At 43.4% G+C, this 21,525-nt stretch carries 18 protein-coding genes; 2 read left to right on the top strand and 16 right to left on the bottom strand.

Going from position 1 to position 21,525, the window contains the following annotated elements:
- Positions 1-883 precede the first annotated feature (883 nt).
- The 10 genes from G587_RS0111010 to fba form a co-directional block, all read right to left on the bottom strand.
- On the bottom strand, positions 884-1,912 hold the full coding sequence (locus tag G587_RS0111010; RefSeq protein ID WP_026492281.1) for a glycoside hydrolase family 5 protein: 1,029 nt from the start codon (positions 1,910-1,912) through the stop codon (positions 884-886).
- A gap of 135 nt (positions 1,913-2,047) precedes the next feature.
- Positions 2,048-3,127, bottom strand: coding sequence for a PTS transporter subunit IIC (locus G587_RS0111015; protein WP_026492282.1), 1,080 nt, complete (start codon positions 3,125-3,127; stop codon positions 2,048-2,050).
- A gap of 70 nt (positions 3,128-3,197) precedes the next feature.
- Positions 3,198-4,394: an FprA family A-type flavoprotein gene (locus G587_RS0111020; protein ID WP_026492283.1), complete on the bottom strand. Its 1,197-nt coding sequence runs from the start codon at positions 4,392-4,394 to the stop codon at positions 3,198-3,200.
- Between the two features lie 71 nt (positions 4,395-4,465).
- On the bottom strand, positions 4,466-6,052 hold the full coding sequence (locus G587_RS0111025; protein ID WP_026492284.1) for an NAD(P)/FAD-dependent oxidoreductase: 1,587 nt from the start codon (positions 6,050-6,052) through the stop codon (positions 4,466-4,468).
- Positions 6,053-6,121: 69 nt separating this feature from the next.
- Positions 6,122-8,131: a response regulator gene (locus tag G587_RS22415; protein WP_051200973.1), complete on the bottom strand. Its 2,010-nt coding sequence runs from the start codon at positions 8,129-8,131 to the stop codon at positions 6,122-6,124.
- The gene (locus G587_RS24460) at positions 8,128-10,308 is read right to left on the bottom strand and encodes a hybrid sensor histidine kinase/response regulator (RefSeq protein ID WP_051200974.1); all 2,181 of its coding nucleotides are present in this window, start codon (positions 10,306-10,308) and stop codon (positions 8,128-8,130) included. The genes G587_RS22415 and G587_RS24460 overlap by 4 nt, the downstream gene beginning before the upstream one ends.
- A gap of 35 nt (positions 10,309-10,343) precedes the next feature.
- Positions 10,344-10,967, bottom strand: coding sequence for a YdcF family protein (locus G587_RS0111040; RefSeq protein WP_026492285.1), 624 nt, complete (start codon positions 10,965-10,967; stop codon positions 10,344-10,346).
- Positions 10,964-11,479, bottom strand: coding sequence for a flavin reductase (locus tag G587_RS0111045; RefSeq protein ID WP_026492286.1), 516 nt, complete (start codon positions 11,477-11,479; stop codon positions 10,964-10,966). Before G587_RS0111045 ends, G587_RS0111040 begins: the two co-directional genes overlap by 4 nt.
- A gap of 12 nt (positions 11,480-11,491) precedes the next feature.
- The gene (greA, locus tag G587_RS0111050) at positions 11,492-11,995 is read right to left on the bottom strand and encodes a transcription elongation factor GreA (RefSeq protein WP_026492287.1); all 504 of its coding nucleotides are present in this window, start codon (positions 11,993-11,995) and stop codon (positions 11,492-11,494) included.
- Between the two features lie 130 nt (positions 11,996-12,125).
- Positions 12,126-13,061, bottom strand: a complete 936-nt coding sequence (gene fba, locus G587_RS0111055; RefSeq protein ID WP_026492288.1) for a class II fructose-1,6-bisphosphate aldolase — start codon at positions 13,059-13,061, stop codon at positions 12,126-12,128.
- 199 nt (positions 13,062-13,260) lie between these two features.
- Here fba and G587_RS0111060 point away from each other — a divergent pair, with 199 nt between their 5' ends.
- Entirely contained in the window at positions 13,261-14,745 is a 1,485-nt protein-coding gene (locus G587_RS0111060; RefSeq protein WP_026492289.1) for a hypothetical protein, read from the top strand.
- Between the two features lie 17 nt (positions 14,746-14,762).
- On the top strand, positions 14,763-16,238 hold the full coding sequence (locus G587_RS0111065; RefSeq protein ID WP_026492290.1) for an MBOAT family O-acyltransferase: 1,476 nt from the start codon (positions 14,763-14,765) through the stop codon (positions 16,236-16,238).
- Between the two features lie 52 nt (positions 16,239-16,290).
- Here the strand turns inward: G587_RS0111065 and G587_RS0111070 are convergent, their stop codons facing one another.
- From G587_RS0111070 to G587_RS0111095, 6 genes are read right to left on the bottom strand one after another with little or no spacing between them, the layout of a single operon-like run.
- Complete coding sequence (locus G587_RS0111070) at positions 16,291-17,040, bottom strand: tetratricopeptide repeat protein (protein ID WP_026492291.1); 750 nt, start codon at positions 17,038-17,040, stop codon at positions 16,291-16,293.
- A complete protein-coding gene (locus tag G587_RS0111075; RefSeq protein WP_026492292.1) occupies positions 17,040-18,008 on the bottom strand; it encodes a vWA domain-containing protein in 969 nt (322 codons plus the stop codon). The genes G587_RS0111070 and G587_RS0111075 overlap by 1 nt, the downstream gene beginning before the upstream one ends.
- Entirely contained in the window at positions 18,005-19,108 is a 1,104-nt protein-coding gene (locus G587_RS0111080; RefSeq protein WP_026492293.1) for a vWA domain-containing protein, read from the bottom strand. The genes G587_RS0111075 and G587_RS0111080 overlap by 4 nt, the downstream gene beginning before the upstream one ends.
- Positions 19,099-19,596: a hypothetical protein gene (locus G587_RS24465; protein WP_155829511.1), complete on the bottom strand. Its 498-nt coding sequence runs from the start codon at positions 19,594-19,596 to the stop codon at positions 19,099-19,101. The genes G587_RS0111080 and G587_RS24465 overlap by 10 nt, the downstream gene beginning before the upstream one ends.
- Positions 19,580-20,461, bottom strand: coding sequence for a DUF58 domain-containing protein (locus G587_RS0111090; protein ID WP_026492294.1), 882 nt, complete (start codon positions 20,459-20,461; stop codon positions 19,580-19,582). The genes G587_RS24465 and G587_RS0111090 overlap by 17 nt, the downstream gene beginning before the upstream one ends.
- A complete protein-coding gene (locus tag G587_RS0111095) occupies positions 20,461-21,465 on the bottom strand; it encodes an AAA family ATPase (RefSeq protein ID WP_035786427.1) in 1,005 nt (334 codons plus the stop codon). The genes G587_RS0111090 and G587_RS0111095 overlap by 1 nt, the downstream gene beginning before the upstream one ends.
- Positions 21,466-21,525 lie beyond the last annotated feature (60 nt).

Below are 21,525 nucleotides of genomic sequence, written 5' to 3' on the forward strand. Positions count from 1 at the left end.
AAACGAGAAGGTCAGAGCCCTAAGAGATGAAGTATCAGGAAGCATCGACTGCTCCGGTGCCGGAATGGGAAGCCTCTACTGGGATTGCGGCTCGATATTTAATGCCATAATTTCCGGAATGATAAGCATTACCATTCTTGTATCAGGCTTTGGTATAAAAGGAACACCTATAAACGCAGCTCCTTCCCCTTTGGGAATAGCAGACTCTCTATGGGGGTATCTCATTCTCATTGTCGTAATAGCTGTATCTGCAGCCGTTTCATGCAAAATGACCTCAAAGATATTTGATGTCTCCTTTGATGTTTTCCTAAACGGCGCAAAGTACAACCGCTATTCAAACTACTACAAGCTTGAATACCTGTCGGATGATAAATCAGCCAAGGATGTTCGTCTCTATTCCCAAAAGGACCTCATCCTTAATGAAGTCCTGGATAAATGCTACATTCCTTTTGCAGAAGGTGATAAGCGTGAAAAGGATGCTTCCAGCAGAGGAAACGGAGTTCTCTTACTCCTTAGCGCGATTACAGGCGGTGTTGTTTACATCCTGATCGGAGCAAAGGCCATACATGGAAGTATTGGCATCGGAAACGTCCTTCTCATCTATGTGGCTGTAACCATGCTGATAAAGGCACTCACTGATTTTGCAATGACCTTTACAGACCTTAGAAACAACAACGAGCACCTTATCAGATACTTCGATTACGTCTCTATGGATGAAGAAAGTTCTTCTGAAAAGACTACTCCCGAATTCCTCAAGGGTGAAGTCAGTGTAAACAATCTGTCCTTCAAATATCCGGGTACCAAAGCCTACGCCCTAAGAGATATTTCCCTCTCCATAAAAAGACTAGATGCACATTCAGGTACATCTAGTCTTTATTATTTATTACATCATCTCAAGTATATCTTTTCTTACGCCATCCATGCGAGCATCAGAAAGACCAAAGTCCATCTCTTTGTAGCTCCATGCCGCACGACCGATGTTGTACTTATTAAAGCATGTTCCGATTGCCGTGTACCACTTAAGAGCATCCTCAGGAGTTGCCTTTTCGATAACTCCATACTCTCCACAGTAAAGTGCTACATTTCTCTCCTCGGCAACTCTTACGGCTTCCTCCATGTACTGCTCAAAATACTCAATTCCGAGCTTCTTATCGGGATCACCAACCTTCATTTCTTCAGGTCTGTTGCCAAGCTGAGCAAAAGCATTATCATCATACTGACGATATGTTGAGTCGAAAGGCATACGGAAATTCACATCCATAGTGTCAATCCAAGCTGCTCCCTGGTGTGTAAATACAAGGGGCTCATAGCAGTGGAAATTGTAAACAACGTTCTCATCATAAGGTGCGCACAGGTCCTTCAGCGCCACAATACTGTTGTTATAATATCCGCCAAGAAGAATCCTGATAGTAGGTGCATAAACCCTGATTCTCTTGATGCACTCTGTAGAGATACGGTTCCAAGCATCACAGTATTCCTTCTTTGTTACCTCGTTAAGGATTTCGAAGGCAAGCATGTCTTCATACTCACCAAAGCGCTTGGAGAATTCCTCCCAAAGCTTATAGAAGCGTTCCTGGTATTTTTCATTTTCGAAAAATCCTGCTTCCTGCTCTCCACTGTCGAAGCTGTATCCATAGGTCTTATGAAGGTCGAGAACCATGTTCAGGTCATACTTTTTAGCCCAGACAATAGCCTTCTGGATATATGTAAAGCCGTCCTCCTTATAGGTTCCGTCCTTCTCCTCAACAAGATCATAATCAACGGGAACTCTGATGTGGTCAAGTCCCCATGACTTTATAGTTTCAATATCACTTTCCTTGATAAAATTATCATAGCGCTCTTTAGTATGGTCACACTGAGAGAGCCATCCACCAAGATTAATTCCGTGTGAAAATCCCGGAAATTGCTTCATACTCTTATATCCTCCTTAGATGCTTACAGGAATTACTTCGCTGTAGTCACTAATTCTAATACTCCCGGTACCTCTTTTTATACAAAAAACATGCTATTTTTATCAAAATGATGCGACTATGAAAACGTCAATATCTTATGAAAGCTTAAGGTCACCTTCCTTGATCCAGCCAATCTTACGGAAAACCATTCCGAATACTGTTGTAAGAACAGCGGGAAGAATGAAGCAGATGAGCACAAGTCCGATCCAGTCAAAGGATGTGATACCAGCCTTGGCACCTGTTGCAACGTCGTTAACCCAGCCTGCATAAACACCGATCTGACCAACGAGTCCGCAGGTTCCCATTCCAGATGCGACAGCACTTGCAGGATCATTCATCTGAAGTCTGAATACACATGTAGCAATAGGTCCTGTTATTGCACTTGTAAGAATAGGTGCAATCCAGATCTTGGGATTCTTAACGATGTTACCCATCTGAAGCATTGAAGTACCGATACCCTGTGAAATAAGGCCGCCCCACTTATTTTCCTTAAATGACATGCAGGCAAATCCAACCATCTGCGCACAGCATCCGGCTACTGCTGCTCCGCCTGCAAGACCTGTAAGACCAAGGGCTGCACATATAGCTGCTGAAGAGATAGGAAGTGTAAGCGCAATTCCCACTACCACTGAAACAACTATTCCCATCAGGAACGGCTGCTGCTCTGTCGCCCACATTACTACGCTTCCAACTGAAGAAGCTGCAGTTCCGATTGCAGGTGCGATGAGACTTGCAAGACCAACGCCCACAAGAATAGTAACAATAGGTGTTACAAGGATATCTACCTTTGTCTCCTTGGATACTGCTTTACCAAACTCTGCTGCAATTATAGCTATGAAAAGAACAGCAAGAGGGCCACCTGCTCCTGCTCCACCTGATAAGGTTGTGCTTCCAAGAGCATTAGCTGCGTATCCTACGGTTACGAGTGAAAAAAGAACCAGCGGTGGTGCCTGAAGAGCGTAGCCTATTGCTACTGCCATGGCTGCTCCGCTCATGGATGAAGCATACTTTCCGATCTCTGATAACCAGGCGATTCCAGCCTGTGTGCCGATTGTGTTGAGAATCGTTCCTATAAGAAGCGACGCAAACAATCCCTGCGCCATTGCGGACAGTGCTTCAATACCGTATCTCTTACCGGAGATTACGATATTCTTTCGTTTCAAAAATTCCTTCATTACTCCTCCTTGCCTCCTTGCATCAGCTCTTTTTGAGCTGTATACGTAAAGGACTTTATAATATTATTTTTTATGCTTCAACGACAGCATTTACAAAAGCAAGAAGCTCCTGCTCATCTGTCTCATGAAGTGCGCTCTTAATTGTCAGAACGGGATCTACTATTGTCACATTTTTAAGGCACTGAAGCTTTTCAGTCATCAGCTTACCTGAAGCAGGTGCCCATGTTCCGTTCTGAGCAAGTGCAAAGGTTCTGTTCTGAACTGTAAGTGCTACGCAGTCAGAAAGGAAATCCTCCATTGGAATATAGATTCCATTATTGTAGGTAGGGCAGAACAGTACGATCTTACCACAACGCCAAACCTCTGAAGTAAGGTACGATGCATGAGTCTGTGAAACATCATATACACATACCTTCTTGCCGCTCTTTTCCCTGATGAGGGCTGCTGCCTTCTGAGCTGCGCTCTCTGTATGTCCGTAAAGACTTCCATAGATCACAAGGATATCATCATCCTCAGGTGTGTAGGTGCTCCACTTCTGGTATTTATCGATAAACCATCCGATGTTCTCTCTCCAGACAGGTCCGTGAAGAGGGCAAAGCATCTTTATATCAAGACCTGCTGCCTTTTTAAGAACAGCCTGCACCTGCATGCCATATTTCCCTACAATATTAGCATAATATCTTCTTGCTTCATCAAGAAAAGTTTTCTCAAAATCATATTCGTCTGCAAATATACCGGCATCGATTGCGCCAAAGGTTCCAAATGCATCCGCACTGAACAGTGTACCTGTGGTCTCATCAAATGTAAACATAGCCTCAGGCCAGTGAACCATGGGTGCCATCACAAATGTAAGTGTGTGTTTACCAAGCTCGAGCTTATCACCTTCACATACAGTAACCTTATTCTGATCATTAAGCTCCGGGAAAAACTGTGAAAGGAAGGTAAATGTCTTCGCATTACCTACAAGTGTCACATCCGGATAAAGTGCTACTACAGTAGCAATCTGTGAACAATGATCGGGTTCCATGTGATTTATTACCAGGTAATCCAACTTCTTATCACCAAGAACACCCTTCAGGTTCTCAAGAAACTGGTCGGATATGGAAATATCTGCTGTGTCAAAAAGAGCAGTTTTCTCATCCTCGATAACATAGCTGTTATAAGAAACGCCATGCTCCAATGGGAAAATGTTCTCAAATCTTGACAGCCTTCTGTCGCTTCCACCAATCCAGTAAGTTTCATCAGTAATCTTTTTGAAGTTGATCATTATATCTTCCTCCTTAAACACTACATTTTTTAAAAACGGACGCCAATACATTAATTGGCGCCCGTATAAATTCAATCGATTTCTATCTCTTCATCCTCAGGACTCTTCTCCTCCGTGGATTCGTGATATTCCTTCTCGGTGTTTACACTCCATATGTTGCTTCTGTCGCGTGTACCGCTAAGAATATTTTTAACAGTCTCAAATGATGTGCACATTGAGTGATCAATGTTGTTGTATCTGTGCTGACCATTTCTTCCTACGCAGAAGAGATTGTCAATAGTATTGAGATAATCAACCAGTGTATCTATCTCATCATAGGTATCGAAGTATGCAGGGTATGCCTTCTTAACACGCTCTACATGATAATCCAGCACGTCGCTCTCCTCATCGATGAGATTGATTGTTACCATCTCCTTGATTGCCATCTTGGCAAACTCGTCATCGGTCATACTCCACATGGAATCGCCTTCATTACAGAAGTACTCAAGACCCATCCATACAGTATTGTCGATATCCTTTACAAGGTAAGGAGACCAGTTGTTGTAAATCTGGAAACGTCCCATGGATACTGTACGGTCATGTACATATACCCAGTTATCGGGAACGATATTACCAATAGTCTTAACATCAGTCTTATTCACAAGGTTAAGGTGAGGAATAAGAACACCCAGAGTCATATAATCTCTGTAAGGAAGACCTGCTGCAATTCTTGCGGGATCTGCAGGAACATCGTTCATACCTGCCACAAGATCCTTGATAGGCATTGAACTGATGATATAGTCACCTTCTACTGTAACATTCTCTCCGTCCTTCTCATAGGTAACGCCTGTGAGGTGATCTCCGTCCTTGTTTATCTTAACAACCTTGGCACCTGTGATGATGGTACCGCCCTTTTTCCTTATCTCCTCTGCGGTTACATCCCAGAGCTGTCCGGGACCAAGCTTAGGATAGCTGAACTCCTCGATAAGGGATGTCTCAACCTTTCCACCTGTCTTACCGCTCTTTTTCTTAAAAGCGTTGGCAAGTACCGCCATAATGGATACACCCTTAACTCGCTGAGCTCCCCAGCTGGGATCGATCTCTGAAGGATGTCTGCCCCAAAGGTTAGCTGTGTAGTGCTCGAAGAACATTGAGTAAAGCTTCTTACCGAAACGATTTACGTAGAAGTCCTCAAGAGAATTCTCCTTGCGCTTAAAGAGCATTGCCTTTATATATGAAAAGCCGGCAACAATAGTTGTTCCCAGTCCCATATTTGTAAAGGTCTCAACCTTAAGTGTTATCGGATAATCAAAGAATCTACCGTTGAAGAAAATACGTGAAATACGGTTTCTTCTAAGCATTACCCTGTCAACCATCTCCGGATCAGGACCTTCCTTAGCCAGAGATGAGGGACGCTTCAGCACTATGTCATCATAGGACGGCTTTCCCTGTCTGGGTAACATCTTGTCCCACCATTCGTTTACCTCGGGAACCTTGGAGAAGAATCTGTGTCCACCCATATCCATACGGTTTCCGTTGTATTCGACAGTTCTGGAAATACCACCGAATTTCTCAGTCTCTTCAAGCACAACGACTTCGATATCTTCAGATTTATCCAATAATTCGTATGCTGCCGTAAGTCCTGCCGGACCTGCGCCAATGATTACTGCTTTTTTCATTTTTACATTCTGCTCCACTATCTTAATTTATTACGATCACAATAGTGTAATTTTAACATCTCTACCTATTTATGTCGACTGATTATTTCTCTTAAGTGACATAATTGTTGACTCCACAACCTTCATATCTATCGGTTTCGGCACATGAGCGTTCATTCCGGAGTCAATCGCTCTCTGCACATCGTCGGCATAAGCATTTGCAGTCATAGCTATAATCGGTATCTCCGCGGCATCCGTCTTATCAAGATTCCTTATGGCAGCGGCTGCCTGATAACCATTTTTTATAGGCATATGAATATCCATGAGGATCATGTCATAGTATCCGGGCTCCGCCTTTTCAAACATATCCACAGCTTCCTGTCCGTTGGAAGCCCTCTCAACCACAGCCCCCTCCATATCCATCAGCTCTGTGAGTATATCTGCATTAATATCATTATCCTCAGCTGCAAGAAACCTCATTCCCTCAAGGAGCCTGTCGCGCTTCTCGTCAGTCAACGTACTGGTTCTGCTTAGTATATCCTCCATGAGCTGCTGGAAGGTAGACAGGAAAAACGGTGTCTGCAAAAAGTCGTAAATTCCTACAGCTCTGGCCTCTGTCGCTACTTCCTCCCAGTCATCCGTGAGCAGGATCAGAATAGGCTTGGGCACAAGGGCCTTGTCATTAAGATAGCCTGCCAGCTCAAAGCAGCTGATGCTTCGTATCTGCATTCCCAGTACTATAACTTCAAACCCTCTGTTTTCTTCCTCTCCGGCCTCGATCAGTCTGATCGCCCTGTAACCACTGGTGCAGAAGAATACCTCCATATTTGTATCTCTAAGAGCAGTCTGGATTTTTTCACACTCATCCATGTTGTCATCAATTATAAGCATTCTGTGGATACCGTGGTTAGTCCAGAAATCACCTGAATCCTGCTTAACTCCCTGGAGCCTTAAGGTAATATAGAAGGTTGATCCCACTCCCTCCTTGGATTCCACTGATATCGTTCCACCCATCATCTGCACAAGACTCTTGGTAATGGCCATTCCAAGACCGGTTCCCTGAATTCCGTTAGTCTCTTCCCTGACCTCTCTTGAGAAGGCATCGAAGAGCTTTTGCTGGAATTCTTCGCTCATACCGATTCCGTTATCCTTTACAGCGAAATGAACATCCCAGTAATCGCTGTTTCCGTTTCTCTCCTCACTGATGGAGAACTCTACCTTACCTCCATTGGGCGTATATTTTATTGCATTTCCCAGAATATTTACCAGGACTTCATTAATTCTCTTTTTATCTCCGATAAACATATCCTGCTGCATTCCGCCGGAATTAACCTGATAGTCTATCTGCTTTGCCTTTGCCTGAAAAGCGATTATGGAATTTACTTCCTCAAGAAGAAGTCCTAACGCAAATTCCTCGTGATTTATATCCGCCTTTCCGCTCTCTATCTTACTCATATCGAGAACGTCATTAAGGAGCGATAACAGATTCTGACATGCAAGTCCAATCTTATGTGTATAGTCTCTTACCTTCTGAGGATTATCGGAATTCTTTGCAATCAAAAGGTTGAAATTGGTAATGGCATTCATAGGAGTCCTGAAATCATGGGACATATTAGCCAGGAAAGTAGTCTTTGCCGCATTGGCAGCCTTTGCGACCTCTATCATTTCTTCCATCTGCTTGTTTCTCTTTACTTCCTCAGTAATATCAGCCCATACCAGAAGAAATCTGTCACTACCACTTATATCCGTATGGCTGATGCTGCCCCTGAAATATTTGGTTTCCCCTGTCGCAGGATTTTTGACCTTCAGAACCTCAGCTTCCAATCTTGAGCCCACCGAAAGCTTTTGTACTGATTCTTCTGACGGCGGCACTTCCTTATCTATACGAACACCAAGCTGAATCAGATTCCTGACATCCGCAAGAAGCTTTTCTCTGGGCACACCAAGAATTTCCTCAGCGTTATCAGTCAAAAATTCGACCTTGAAATCCTTAGCTGAGAAAAAAGCAGCAACCAGGTTATTCTGTTTTACCACATAATCAAAAAACCATTCCTTACAGCGGTCCTGATTATCTAAAGCACTCTCATTTTTATTTCTCATAGCTTTTCGTGCTCCCTGCCTTTAAGCGCCCTGACAGTACTCTCAAAAAGATTAATGTCAATTGGCTTGGGCAAATGTGCATCCATTCCGGATTCACTTGTTTTCTCTATATCATCCCTGAATGCATTTGCACTCATGGCAATAATCGGTATGGTCTTAGCATCCTCCCGGCCTTCATTTGCAAGGCTCCTTATAGCATGGGCCGCTTCATATCCGTCCATCACAGGCATCTGAATATCCATGAGGATCATGTCATAATAGCCTTTATCCTTTTCCTTAAAAGCGGCTACTGCCTTCTCGCCATCCTCCGTAAGATCCACAAGCTCCGCTCCCTTAAGCTTCAATATTTCAACCAGTATTTCCGCATTGAGCTCATTATCTTCAGCTGCAAGAAAACGCATCCCTTCAAACGGACTTCCCTGATCCGCAGCTTCTACTTCTGTTTTTCCCTCCTCCAAAACTGCCTCAAGCTCTTTCATCTCTTCAAGCTCTGTCTTTTCAGCGATATCAAAGCCAAGACGCAGCTTAAATACAGTGCCGGAGCCGACCTCACTCTCCACATCTATGGTTCCTCCAAGCATATCCGTCATCCTTTTAACTACGGTAAGGCCAAGCCCTGTACTCTGAGTCTTACTGGAGCGCTGTCTCTGCTCTCTCTTAAAGGGCTCAAAAATCTGATCAATGAACTCGCTTCCTATGCCTATTCCATTATCGGAGACCTCGAATCGTAGCTGAATCCTGTCACTGATCTCATCAGCATTTTCGGTGTAGACCTTCAGCGCAATCTCACCGTTTTCATCTGTATATAAAACTGCATTCTGCAGAAGGTTCTTCAATATAAGCTCTATTTTCTGAGGATCACCCACCAGGGCATCCTCCTTTACATCGCTTCTGCTGACAGTGAATTTCTGATACTTTTCATCAGCGAGAGGCGTTATTTCCTGCTTCACATTCTTAAGAAGATCATTTAGAGAAAATCTCTCATGGATGATTTCCTCTCCGCCCTCCTCCATCTTGCTAAGATCAAGGACACAGTTGATCATGTTTAGCATATTTCTGTGGGCGTACTCTGCCTTTTCTCCGTATTCCCTCACCTTTTCGGCATCACCAGCATTTTCCTTCATCAGTGTGATATACCCTGCCATGGCATTCATGGGTGTCCTGAAGTCATGGGACATATTTGCAAGGAATCTTGTCTTTGTATCATTGGCAGAATTAGCCACCTCAAGCATAGTCTGCATTGCAGTGTACCGCATCAGCATAATGATAATTACCAAAATTATTGAAAAAACAACGATAAGTAGCATGTTGTTCATCTTCTTTACATGGGCAATACTCGCATCCACACTCTCTGCAGGGGTAAGGCAGATCAGCATACTGTTCTGCATTTCACAGGGCATATATGTGATGTAGTACTTTATGCCCTCTATTTCCATGACTATAACTCCCGTCATTCTCTCTGCTATCTCAAATTCGAAGCCCTCACCCAGAGGATCATAGAGTACATGTCCCTTTTTCTTTATATAATCAACAATGTTTTCCTTTTCTTCGGATACTTTTACAGAAGTCACAATGAGTTTTCCGCTTCTATCCACAAGATAATTCTGCGAGCCTTTCATCTCCGCTCTGTCCAGAGTGAGCCTGTTCTTCATCTGCATGGAATTAAGCCCCAGTCCGATGGCACAATAATTAAACCCGTCATGCTCTCCGGGCTTTATACTAAGAACGAAAACATCGATTCTGTTATCATTTTTTCCCGGCAGATGAGTTACCTGCCTTTGTCCTACCTTCTGAAGCTTACTAAAAAATTCTTCGCCCCCACTTATCTGACCAGTGTCTCCATTTACACTGATATAAGCTCCATTCTCATCAATTAAGTATGCTTCCTCTACATCCCATATTCTTTTTTCAGTGGAAATATAATTATTGAAATCACCTATCCCTGAAGATTCTTCGTGCTCAAGATGATACGACCAGCTTCGCAGTAATTTATAATACCTTGTGAATCTGGTCGAAATGACAGCCTCCAGCTGAGAAAAATAGGTTGTCAGCTGGACTACGCGATCGCTATAGATAAATCTGTCCTGAATGGTATTAACCGCAAAAATCAGGACAACAAAAAGCAGAGCAATGGTTACAGGCATTGTCCACTTTGACGCTTTCTTCTCACCACGCATATTAACCCCTCATGAAAACTGCGCATTGTGAAATGCTATCTGAGCTCGTACATTTTGTCACCCATGAAATATTCGCCACATTTCCTAAGCTCGGAAAGCACTAAATTATAGCTTTTCAGATCGTCCATCCAGGTATCGATGCTGATACTTCTTGTAACTACCGGACAAACTGTTATCTTTATATTTTTAAATTCAGATTGAAAAGTCATCAGCGCTCTTCTTGCATGAAACGCCTGACAGCACAGAATTATGTGCTCAATCTTTTCGTCCTTTAATTCCTCTTCTATTATTTTTTTTGAGAAAATCGCATTATCAAAGGTGTTGGTCGATTCCTTCTCCTGAATGATAGCCTTCTCATCAACCCCATGCATGACCATGAGCTTCGTCAGATACTCTGCCTCTGTAGCGCATCCGAGACTATCTCCTGTGCTGGCAGAGAATCTGTTGAACTCATCCTCCAGGGATTCGTATTTCATGTAGTATTTTCCGGATACAAGGATCTTAGGTGCATATCCTTCCTTCCAGAGATAAGCCCCATGCTCTGCAAGCTGCTTTATGGGGGCTCCCGGTATAAATATCAGATCCGCCTTTACAGGCTCGTCCGAGAGAAAAATAAACTTTCCTATGTCTTCAAAAGATCTACAATTAGCGGGTTTCATCGAATCATTACCTTTTTGATCTCAGCTATATAAATATAGTGATAATCTCCTTTTGCATAATAATCTGCTATCAAGCGGCCACTTACGAAGTTTTCCTCCTTCATCTGCTGCTTGAACAGAACCTTGCAGAGAATAATATTATCTGCTTCGTCTATAAACGGTATGCCCTCATCAAAATTGAGATTAAGTTTGGCGTTACTGATCTTGTCCTCATCTCTTCCTGAAACCGAGCCAAGATATTTCCTTACACTCTTGTACTTTTCATGATGAAGGAAGGACAAAGAGAATTTCTTCTGGGCATCAATGAATTCCTTGGTATATCTGCTCTCACGCACATATACAATCGCACAGGTCTTATCCCAGACATGTGTAATTCCTCCCCAGGATACAGTCATTGTATTGGCTTTTTCTTCATTACCTGCTGTGAGAAGAGCCCATGAATCACCACCAAAGTGGAAGGCACCTTCCAATATTTCGTCCAGATCAACGGGTTGGAATACATGAAGTCCCATAGTACATCCTCCTTAAAAGTCTCTAAGCTTATCTTCCTCTGTGAGTTCCGTGTTTTCAATTTTTAAAATGGTTATATCGTAGCTATAGTCACTACTGACTTCGATAGTAAGTTTGTCTCCTACCTTGTGGCCCATGAGCTGTTTGCCAAGGGGAGATTCTATACTTATAAGTCCCTTAAGTGCATTACCTCTCATTGTGGTAACAATCTTATAAGTAGCTTCAGAACCATCATCCTCCATGCGCACTGTGACGGTCTTGTTCATTCCGACCTCGTCTTCCTCGCTGGAGTCATCTATAATTTCTGCTGTCTTTATCATTCTCTCCAGAAATCTGATTCTGCTCTCATTCTGGTTCTTTGCCTTCTTGGCAGCGTAGTATTCAAAGTTCTCACTTAAATCTCCCTGAGCCCTTGCTTCCTTTACATCCTCAAGGAGTTCCTTTCTGACAACGGCTTTGCGGTGCTCGATTTCCGCCTCCATGTCCTCAATGTCTTTCTTTGTAAGCTGATTGTGCATTGTTTTTACCTCTTTTTAAGCATATATACTAATTGTACACGAGTAATCGTCTAAATAAAAGTTAAGAAAACGTAAAATAAAAGACCTGCAGGAAAACCTGCAGGCCTTAGTATTTCTATATTCGCTTTTATCAAGCCTTACCGTCAGAACCAAGAACGTTGATGATCTTGTCGTGAACGATTTCCTTAACATAAGCGCGGCCATCGCCAAGATACTGACGAGGATCGAAGTGCTCAGGATGCTCAGCGAAGTGCTGACGGATACCTGCTGTCATACCAAGACGAAGATCGGAGTCGATGTTAATCTTGCAGACTGCACTCTTAGCTGCTGCACGAAGCTGCTCATCCGGAATACCGATAGCATCCTTCATAGCGCCGCCGTTAGCATTGATGATTCCAACGTACTTCTGAGGAACTGCTGAAGAACCGTGAAGAACGATCGGGAATCCAGGAAGTCTCTTAACAACCTCCTCAAGGATATCAAGACGAAGCTTGGGATCCTGGCCGGGCTTGAACTTGAAAGCACCGTGGCTTGTTCCGATAGCGATAGCCAGTGAATCAACGCCTGTACGCTTCATGAAATCCTCAACCTGATCAGGATTTGTATACTGTGCTGCATCATCAGCAACATTTACATCATCCTCAACACCAGAAAGAGTACCGAGCTCAGCCTCTACTGTGCAGCCCTTTGAATGAGCGTAATCAGCAACCTTCTTAGAGAGCTCAATGTTCTCTTCGTAAGGCTTTGAAGAAGCATCGATCATAACAGATGTGAATCCGTTGTCGATACACTCCTTACAGATTTCGAAGCTTGCACCGTGATCAAGGTGAAGAGCGATCGGAATAGATGTAGACTCTGCAGCTGCCTTAACCATGTTTACAAGGTAAGGGAACTGTGCATACTTGATAGCTCCTGCTGAGCACTGAAGGATAACAGGGCTCTTAAGCTCGTCACAAGCCTCTGTGATAGCCTGAATGAACTCCATGTTGTTGATATTAAATGCACCAACAGCATATCCACCATCGTATGCTTTTTTGAACATATCAGTCGTTGTAACTAATGGCATAATTTGTACCACCTTTCGTAAATATTGTTAACAAAACACTAGAACCATTATAGCTCAATTATTGCGATAAATACAATCTTTATTTGCTATCAGACACCTTTTTTGACAGGATTTTTATGTTACAATAAGGCGTAGAATTTCTGTTTGTAAAAAAGTCTTTCTATAATAAAATCCAATATACCTGTTTGGAGGACAAAAAGTGAATAAGAAAGTTTCACTGATCATAAAAACTCTTGCTTTCCTGGCGATACTGTTTACCTGCTTTTTTGGGGTAATGCTTTTAGTTGAACGAAAATCAAGCTTCAACAAAAACCAGGCCTTCTTTGAGGAAGCAAAAAAGGATCACATCGATGCCTTTTTCCTCGGTTCATCCCACGTAATAAACGGAGTTAATCCACTGCAGCTCTTCGAGGAGCACGGATATACCTCCTATAATCTGGGGGGCTACGGAAGTGTTCTTCTGTCCAGCTACTGGCAGATGATGCTTGCTCTTGATTACTGCACGCCAAAGCTTGTGGTGGTGGATTCCTACATGCTTGAAAATGACATAAGGTATATCGATGATCCTGCAGCCAATGTAGACAGCGATGAGCTTCATCTTAATATCGACCGCTTCCCGTTAAGCAAAACTAAATACCATGCCATAAATGACATGTTCCAGAATCAGGACGAAAAATATCCTTACTTTGCTGATTTCATCGTTTATCACGACAGATGGAAGGAGCTTGGAGCAGAGGATTTCAAGCGTTTTACCAAAGACGCTGATATAAACCGCATGATGGGCGCCGTTATGGAATATGGAGTGCACTCAGCAGAGTATAACTATGTGGACTATGGCGCAGGAATGCTTGAGCAGGAGACTGTTGGCACAACTTACCTCAGAAGAATAATCGAGGAGTGCCAAAGCAGGGGCATACAGGTTGTGGTAGTAACTCTTCCCTTCCTTGCCATGGGTGAGAATCAGGCTGCTGCCCACACCGCTACTCAGATAGCAGCAGAATACGGAGTCCCCTCACTTAACATGTTAGAGATTCCTGGCATCATCGACATAAATACCGACATGGAGGATCCCGGACACCTGAATATCCTTGGATGCCAGAAGGTTACTTCATACCTTGGTAATTACATCGCTGAGAACTGTCCGCTTCAGGATCACCGCGAGGATCCCGCCTATGAAAACTGGAACGATTCTCTAAATGATTTCCATGCAGAGCTCGCATCCATGCGTGAGGGTAATGACGATATCTACACTCAGCTCATGATGCTTCAGTATGATAACTCAGATAAAACCTATGCCGTTTCAATAAGAGGCGCATCTTCGGTCTACGGTGATGCAATGCTTCTAAGACAGCTCCACTCCCTTGGGGCCACCGAAAAGCTCGACGAGGCTGCTGCCGCAAAGTGCTCCTACATGCTTATATCAGACCACGGAATTATTACTGATTTTGCCGGAGATTCCGAAGAGGAATTCTACATAGAAACAACAGATGGTTCCTTCTCCTATTCTCCTGCAAGCGACATATACAGAGTTCTATATATAAACGGAGATACAGAGAACAACTTCCTGTATGCTGATGACCTTGCATACGCTGATGTGCAGCTTCTTTTCTTCTCTAATGGAGTCTGCACCTCACATCAGTACTATACAAGCGACCACTTCACCTATGATTATGACCAGAGATAACTGCCCCGGAGGATGATATGCAATTCGTTTCATTAACCTTTTTACTATTTTTGATAATTACAGTAGGGATTTATTTCATAATTCCCAAGAATTTCAGATACATCTGGCTCCTTATTGCCAGCTGGGGATTCTACTATAAGCTAAGCCATAAGCTCCTCATACTGCTTGTTGCCATAACCCTTATCACCTACGTCTTCGGAAGACTGCTTGATAACGGCGAATCCTCTGAAAAAAAGCAGAAAAGACCGGTTCTTATTTCAGGCATCGTTATTCTGCTCCTTGTACTTGGATACTTCAAATACACAGGCTTCCTTCTTGAAACCGTTAAGAGTCTTCAGAGTGCCATGGGACTTGAGCCCCTTGGAATAGCTGCCAAGATTGCCCTTCCTGTAGGAATTTCCTTCTACATCTTCCAGGCAATAGGCTACCTCGCCGATTGCTACATGGGTAAGATACCTGTTGAAAAGAACTACCTTCACCTTTCTCTTTTCATATCCTTCTTCCCGCAGGTTATGTCGGGACCTATTGAGAGAGCAGGCAACATGCTTCCTCAGTTTAAGGAGCCTGAGAGCTTTTCCTATGAAAACATGAGAGACGGCCTTCTCCTTATGATGTGGGGATATTTCCAGAAGATAATAATCGCCGACAGACTGGCAGTCCTCGTTGATCACATCTACAACTCTTATGAAAACTACAATGGAACACTACTGTTCCTTGCTACAATTTTCTACACTCTTGAGATTTACACAGACTTTGCAGGATATTCCAACATAGCCATAGGCTCAGCGAAAATCCTTGGCATCGATATCATGCAGAACTTTGAGCAGCCCTATCTGTCACGCTCCATACCGGAATTCTGGAGAAGATGGCATATATCCCTCTCCTCATGGCTGAGGGACTACCTCTATATTCCCCTTGGCGGAAACAGAAAAGGTTTTGCCAGAAAGCTCATAAACATCTGCATAGTCTTTGCCATAAGCGGATTGTGGCACGGCGCAGCATGGACCTTCGTATTCTGGGGACTGCTCCACGGCCTTTATCAGGTTTTTGGTATTCTGACCAAGCCTTTGAGAGAATCTATTACTGATAATCTCGGAATCAACCGTGAGGGCTTTGCGCTTAAGCTTGTAAACGTGGTTGTAACCTTTATGCTTGTGAACATCGGATGGATATTCTTCAGAGCTCCTGATTTTAAAGTAGCCTGGTACGTATTATCACACATGTGGACCTGTAAGCCCTGGGTGCTTCTTGACGGAACGCTGTTTAACCTTGGACTTGCAGCAGCAGATGTAAGACTCCTTGCTCTGTCCATACTTGTTCTCGCCATCGTAAGCGCACTTAACTACAAGGGCGTATCCATACGTAAGGCATTAACAGAGCAGACTCTCTGGATCCGCTGGGCTGTCTACATAGCAGCAGTACTCTTTATAGTAACCTGCGGTGTCTGGGGCCCCGGTTATGATGCTGCTTCCTTCATCTATTCGTCTTTCTAAGCGTTATTTGAAAATAGTAAGACCGCTGCATTTACCTGCAGCGGTCCTTTTTTTACCATTGTTTCTGTTCGCTATCGTAGCCGTTTCCATCGTCTCCATCACCATCAGAATAGCTTGACCATTTATCCATATCCTTCTGGTAATCCATGCCTTCCTTCATGGCATCCTTCCTATTTTGCTCAAGCTGCTTCTGAATCTGCTTCTCACGATCCTTGGAGGTCTTATCATCTGATGAATCATCTCCCTGGTTATCCTGAGGCTGATCTTGGTCTCCCGAGTCTCCCTGAGAATTGTTTTCAAGCTGTTCCAGCATTTTATCTATATCATTTTTTAGCTGCTGGGCATCATCGTTATGTCCATCATTCTCATCTGTAGCGCACCCCTTTTCCAGAAGTACGTCTCTGGCCTTTTTAAGAACGCTTATAGCCGCATCCTTCTTTTCCTGTGTACCAAGGTCATCAAAGTCGATCGAGTAGCACATCGAGAGCGCCAGATTTATCCTGGTCTCGCAGTCTCTCTCCTTTGCGGGATGACGTTTAAGCGCTTCCATGTAATACGATATGGCTGCGGTGTAATCACCGTTTTGATATGCCGCATTTCCCAGATTGTAATAGGGCACATAGCCCTCAGGGAAATTTAAGAAAAGAAGCTTTTTCTCCTTCTCTGCAGAATACTCTCCATTCTCCAGGCCATTTACAAAGCTGTGGTTAGTCATAACCCTTCCGCCAAGGAGAAGTCCAATGATAAGCACCACAAGTGCCAGTCCGCCAAGCAAAATTATTTTAAGAGGTATTTTTTTCATCATAACCTCCCTCGTCTTATTATCATTATTATCTCCAGTAAAAGCATAAGAGCCAGCGGTATAGCATACCAGTAATAGGTATCCTTAGCTGTTTCTACTCCCTTACCATCCTGAGTGACAGTCTTGGAGCTTTCCTTTATCATAGACACCGCACTCTGAAGGCTCTCATGGTTCTTGTACATGTTGTAGTAAGGCACACCAAGGTCAGTCGCTATCTTCTGAAGGTTACCCTCGTCAATTCTTGATACAGCATCATCGTAGGTAGTGTAGTCATAAATATAATATGTGCCTTCACCACCATCCTTCATTTTTCCGCCCTCATCTGATCCATAGCCAAGAACAGCTCCTGAGTCGATGTATCCTGCAAGATCGGAATAATCAGTAAGCTCTTTTCCATTGGTGATCTCACCATCACTAATATAAAAAACGATGGTCTTTCTGTTTTCCTTCTTTGCTGAGGATCTAAGTAAAGCATCAATGTCCTTGTAAGGAAGAGATAAGTCAGAGCCCTTTGCATAGAAGACCTCAGGTGAAACAAAGGTCTCAAAAAGGTCCTTTACATATTGTCCATCCTGAGTAAAAGGCGAAAGAACATGTGACGTATCATCGAAGGTGACAAGCCCGAAATTGCTTCCCGCAAGCTCGTCTATGACAGACTCAACATCCTTTGTTACTCCCTTCATTCTGGTCTGCCTTCCGTTATAATCCTCTGCCCACATACTTATCGTAGTGTCCACAACGAATAAAACATCCAGGTTTTTGGTGCTAAACTCATACTTTTTCTCTAATATCACGGGTCTGCATCCGATAACGAATACCAGAGCGTAGATGACAAAGAGTCTTATCAGTGTAAATATTTTATCTGCAATATTTAGTTTGTTCCTGATGATAACGAAGGCTGTTGCTCCGCATAGCAGAGCAAAGAAGATTATCATTATCCCCAGGGGTAACATAGGTCTGATACTCATTTTTGTAATACCAATCCTGCCAGGCTAAAAGCAGCCAGGCATATAATCAAAGTAATAAAGGGCACTTTAGGCATGTCCTCTGTCTGTCTCGTCTGAACCACGTTAACAAGCATTGCCTCCTGCTTCTGAATATCCTCGACTATTTCAGAAACAGACTGATCGGCAGTTCTTACATAGCACTTTCCGCCTGTCTTCTCGGCTGCTGCCGCAAATTCACTAAGGCACTCTGAATAATCATATAGTTCAGGTGTATAGAAAATCTCCTCTGAAGGGAAAATTCCAAACATTGTAACCTTGTTCTTCTGACACAGAGCTGCTGCGTCACTTAAATTAACAATGTCCTCTCCGTTGGAATTAAGCTCGTTATCCGTACACATTATGATGACTCTTGTTCTCTCGGAGTCCTCCAGATAGGGCAGAGAGTACAGCGCTGTTGCCAACCCCTCTCCTATAAGAGATGATCCTCTCTCAGAAGCAAATCTCGTTCCGTTGTCGAAGTACAAAAGCTTACTCTCAAGCTCATCGCAGGACTCCCTCATATCATCAGGGAAATCCGGAAGCTCATAGAGTGGCTCGTAGACCTCCATGTACTCCTTTTGGTTAACGAAATATTCATTGAGATCATCAAGCTTTTCAATAACGTAATCGTAATCATCCGTAAGGGGCACATAGGTCACTGAAGAAGCATTGAAAATATTTATTCCGAATCTGTCTCCCTCAAGTCCTGCAACCACCTGCTTTAAGTATTCCGTGATCTCGATATTGAGGTCATAGAGCGAATATGAAACGTCAAGGCACAGGATGATATCCCTTTTCTTAACACCACTTGTAACCTCGTTATTCTTATAAGGCCTTGCAATAAGGAAAAGCGATGAAATAACGCTTCCGACAAGTCCGGTGATCATCACCGCTGTCAGAATGAGATATCTGGTATTTAAGCTTTTATATAATTTGCTCTGCCTTATTCTATGGGTGTTGGATGCTTTTGTTCCTCTGTAGAACCTGCCATTTTTCTTTCTGCTAAAAAAAACCATCACCGGGAGCAATAGTATCAGCACCATAATCCCGATGATGACTATGTTTACATGCATCAATTCCATGATCTGATCACTCCCACTGCCGTATTACAGGATTTTGTCAGGTCTTTATTTTTAGCCCTCTCATCCTCAGCAAACTCCGGCACATAATACTCCTCCATGAGCACGTTAAGGTTCATTATTCCCATGGCCCTTACTTCTTCTGCCGTAAGGGTCTCTACATTTATTCCAGTAACCTCATGGACAAACTCTCTTATGACACCGCTAAGCTCCTGATAGCCATTTCTCTTGCTGACAGTTCCTGCTGCGTATCTGTAATTTATGTCCTGAACCCTTTGAATATATTTGTTCTTCATACCGGGAAGTACCCTGGGTGTAGCCGGGGTCTTAGGTCTGCCCGCCATAGCTTCTGCCTTCTTTTTATCTAAAAAGAAAATCTTTATGAGCATGAATGCAAAAATAGCAACTGCCACAATAATGAGCAGTATCCATATAAGGCTGACCCACCAGCTATATTCAAATGGCTTTTGTAATTCAACCGTAGTAACCATGTTTATACCTTTCAATCAGGGCTATGGTGCTTCCGATAATGTCCTCCTCGGCAGCTATTGTAGTCATGGCTGCTCTGCTGCGCTTACATATCTGGGAAGCATTGCTTAAAATTTCCCATCTTATTTTCTCTTCTTCCTTTCGAAGATCCTTATTATGGGAAACAAAGAATTTTTCATAAAATCCCTGTTCGTTGTCATAGACCATGTCTCCTGTAAGAAATGCATCATCGATATTGATGATAAGAAGATCGTTGTTGATGGTTATGGTCTTTATGAGTTCTTCACTCAGCTTTGAGATTCCGTCCATATCCGTCACGACAAAAATGATCATCCTTTTATGTACAGAATTAAGAATCTCACTGATTGTCTGATTAAGGCTAAATGCGGAATCGATAGTGCAATTCCTTTCATAGCCATAAAGGAGACTTTCAAGATGCTCACTTCCTGACTTAAAGAAGCTGGTGTTTGCGCTGTGATCTCCAGGATATGAAAGTGCAAAATCCGCACCGTTTCTTCCAAGAATATAAGCAAGGGTTCCGAAGGTCATAAGCATAAGCTCCCTCTTGGCTTCTCCCTTGCTGGTATCTCCCAGAAACTGCCTGCCCCTGTCCATGATAAACATTACGTTATGTCTTCTGTCTGCCATGTACCTGCGGACAAGAATCCTGGACATACGGGATGAGGATTTCCAGTCTATGTCGTGGACATCATCTCCGTAGACATATTCCTTTAAGTCATCGAACTCCATGCTTCGGCCTCTGTAAACCGAGTGAAAATCACCATCTAAAACATTTGAAGTTTTTCTTTTGGTATAAATAGACACTGCCCGCCTGATCTTGGACAGGTATTCATAATCTAATTTCATCACGGTGCCTTTACTGCATTTAAGATGCCATCTATCACTGCCTCAACAGGAACATTGTCCGCAACTGCAGAATAGTTAAGACCTATTCTGTGGCGAAGTACCTGATGACTTACCCTCTTTACATCCTCAGGAGTTACATAGGTTCTGCCACTAAGAAGAGCTGCTGCCTTCGCCATCTTAAGGAAAGCGATGGAAGCACGTGGGCTTGCTCCGATTCTGATATATCTTGAGAGCTCAAGTCCCTTAACAACGTCAGGTCTTCTGCTTGCAACAACTATGCTGGAGATATACCATTTGATGACCTCATCTACGTATACCTTTTCCACAATATCCTGCACTTTGTCCACATCTCTGATAGTAAGAACAGGCGGCGTAGCCCTGTCGATGGTACCTGTCTCAATGCGGCTAAGGATCTCAACCTCCTCAGCTGCTGAAGGATAGGTAATAACCTCCTTTATCAGGAATCTGTCGGTCTGCGCCTCAGACAGAGGATATGTGCCCTCCTGCTCGATAGGGTTCTGGGTTGCGATGACTATGAAAATATCCTCAGGCATGTGATAGCTTGTGCCACCGATTGTGACCTGTTTTTCCTGCATGGCTTCAAGCATTGCAGACTGGGTCTTGGCACTTGATCTGTTAACCTCATCAAGAAGAACGAAGTTAGCAAATACAGGTCCTAAGATATTCTCGAATTTGCCTGTCGCCTGGTTGAATATCTGTGTACCGATGATATCTCCCGGCAAAAGGTCAGGTGTACACTGGATTCTCGCAAACTTTCCATCCACAGCATCTGAAATTGCCTTGGCAGCCGTGGTCTTGGCAAGACCGGGCACCGACTCAATAAGGATGTGGCCATCAGCAATTATCGCCCCTATAAGGGAAAACTTGAGCTGCTGCTGACCAACAACCTTGGCATCAAAATAGCCGGAAAGCTTTTGTATGACATCCTGTGCATACCTGAATTCATCTTCCGTAATTGTGATTTTGTTTTGTGAAATATCCATGATGACTCCCCATTTCTTTGATTTCTCCTCTACTATCGCCTATTTTTAAGCGAGCGTAAA

Source organism: Butyrivibrio sp. XPD2002, from assembly GCF_000423945.1.
In the GTDB taxonomy this organism is placed as follows: Bacteria; Bacillota; Clostridia; order Lachnospirales; family Lachnospiraceae; genus Butyrivibrio.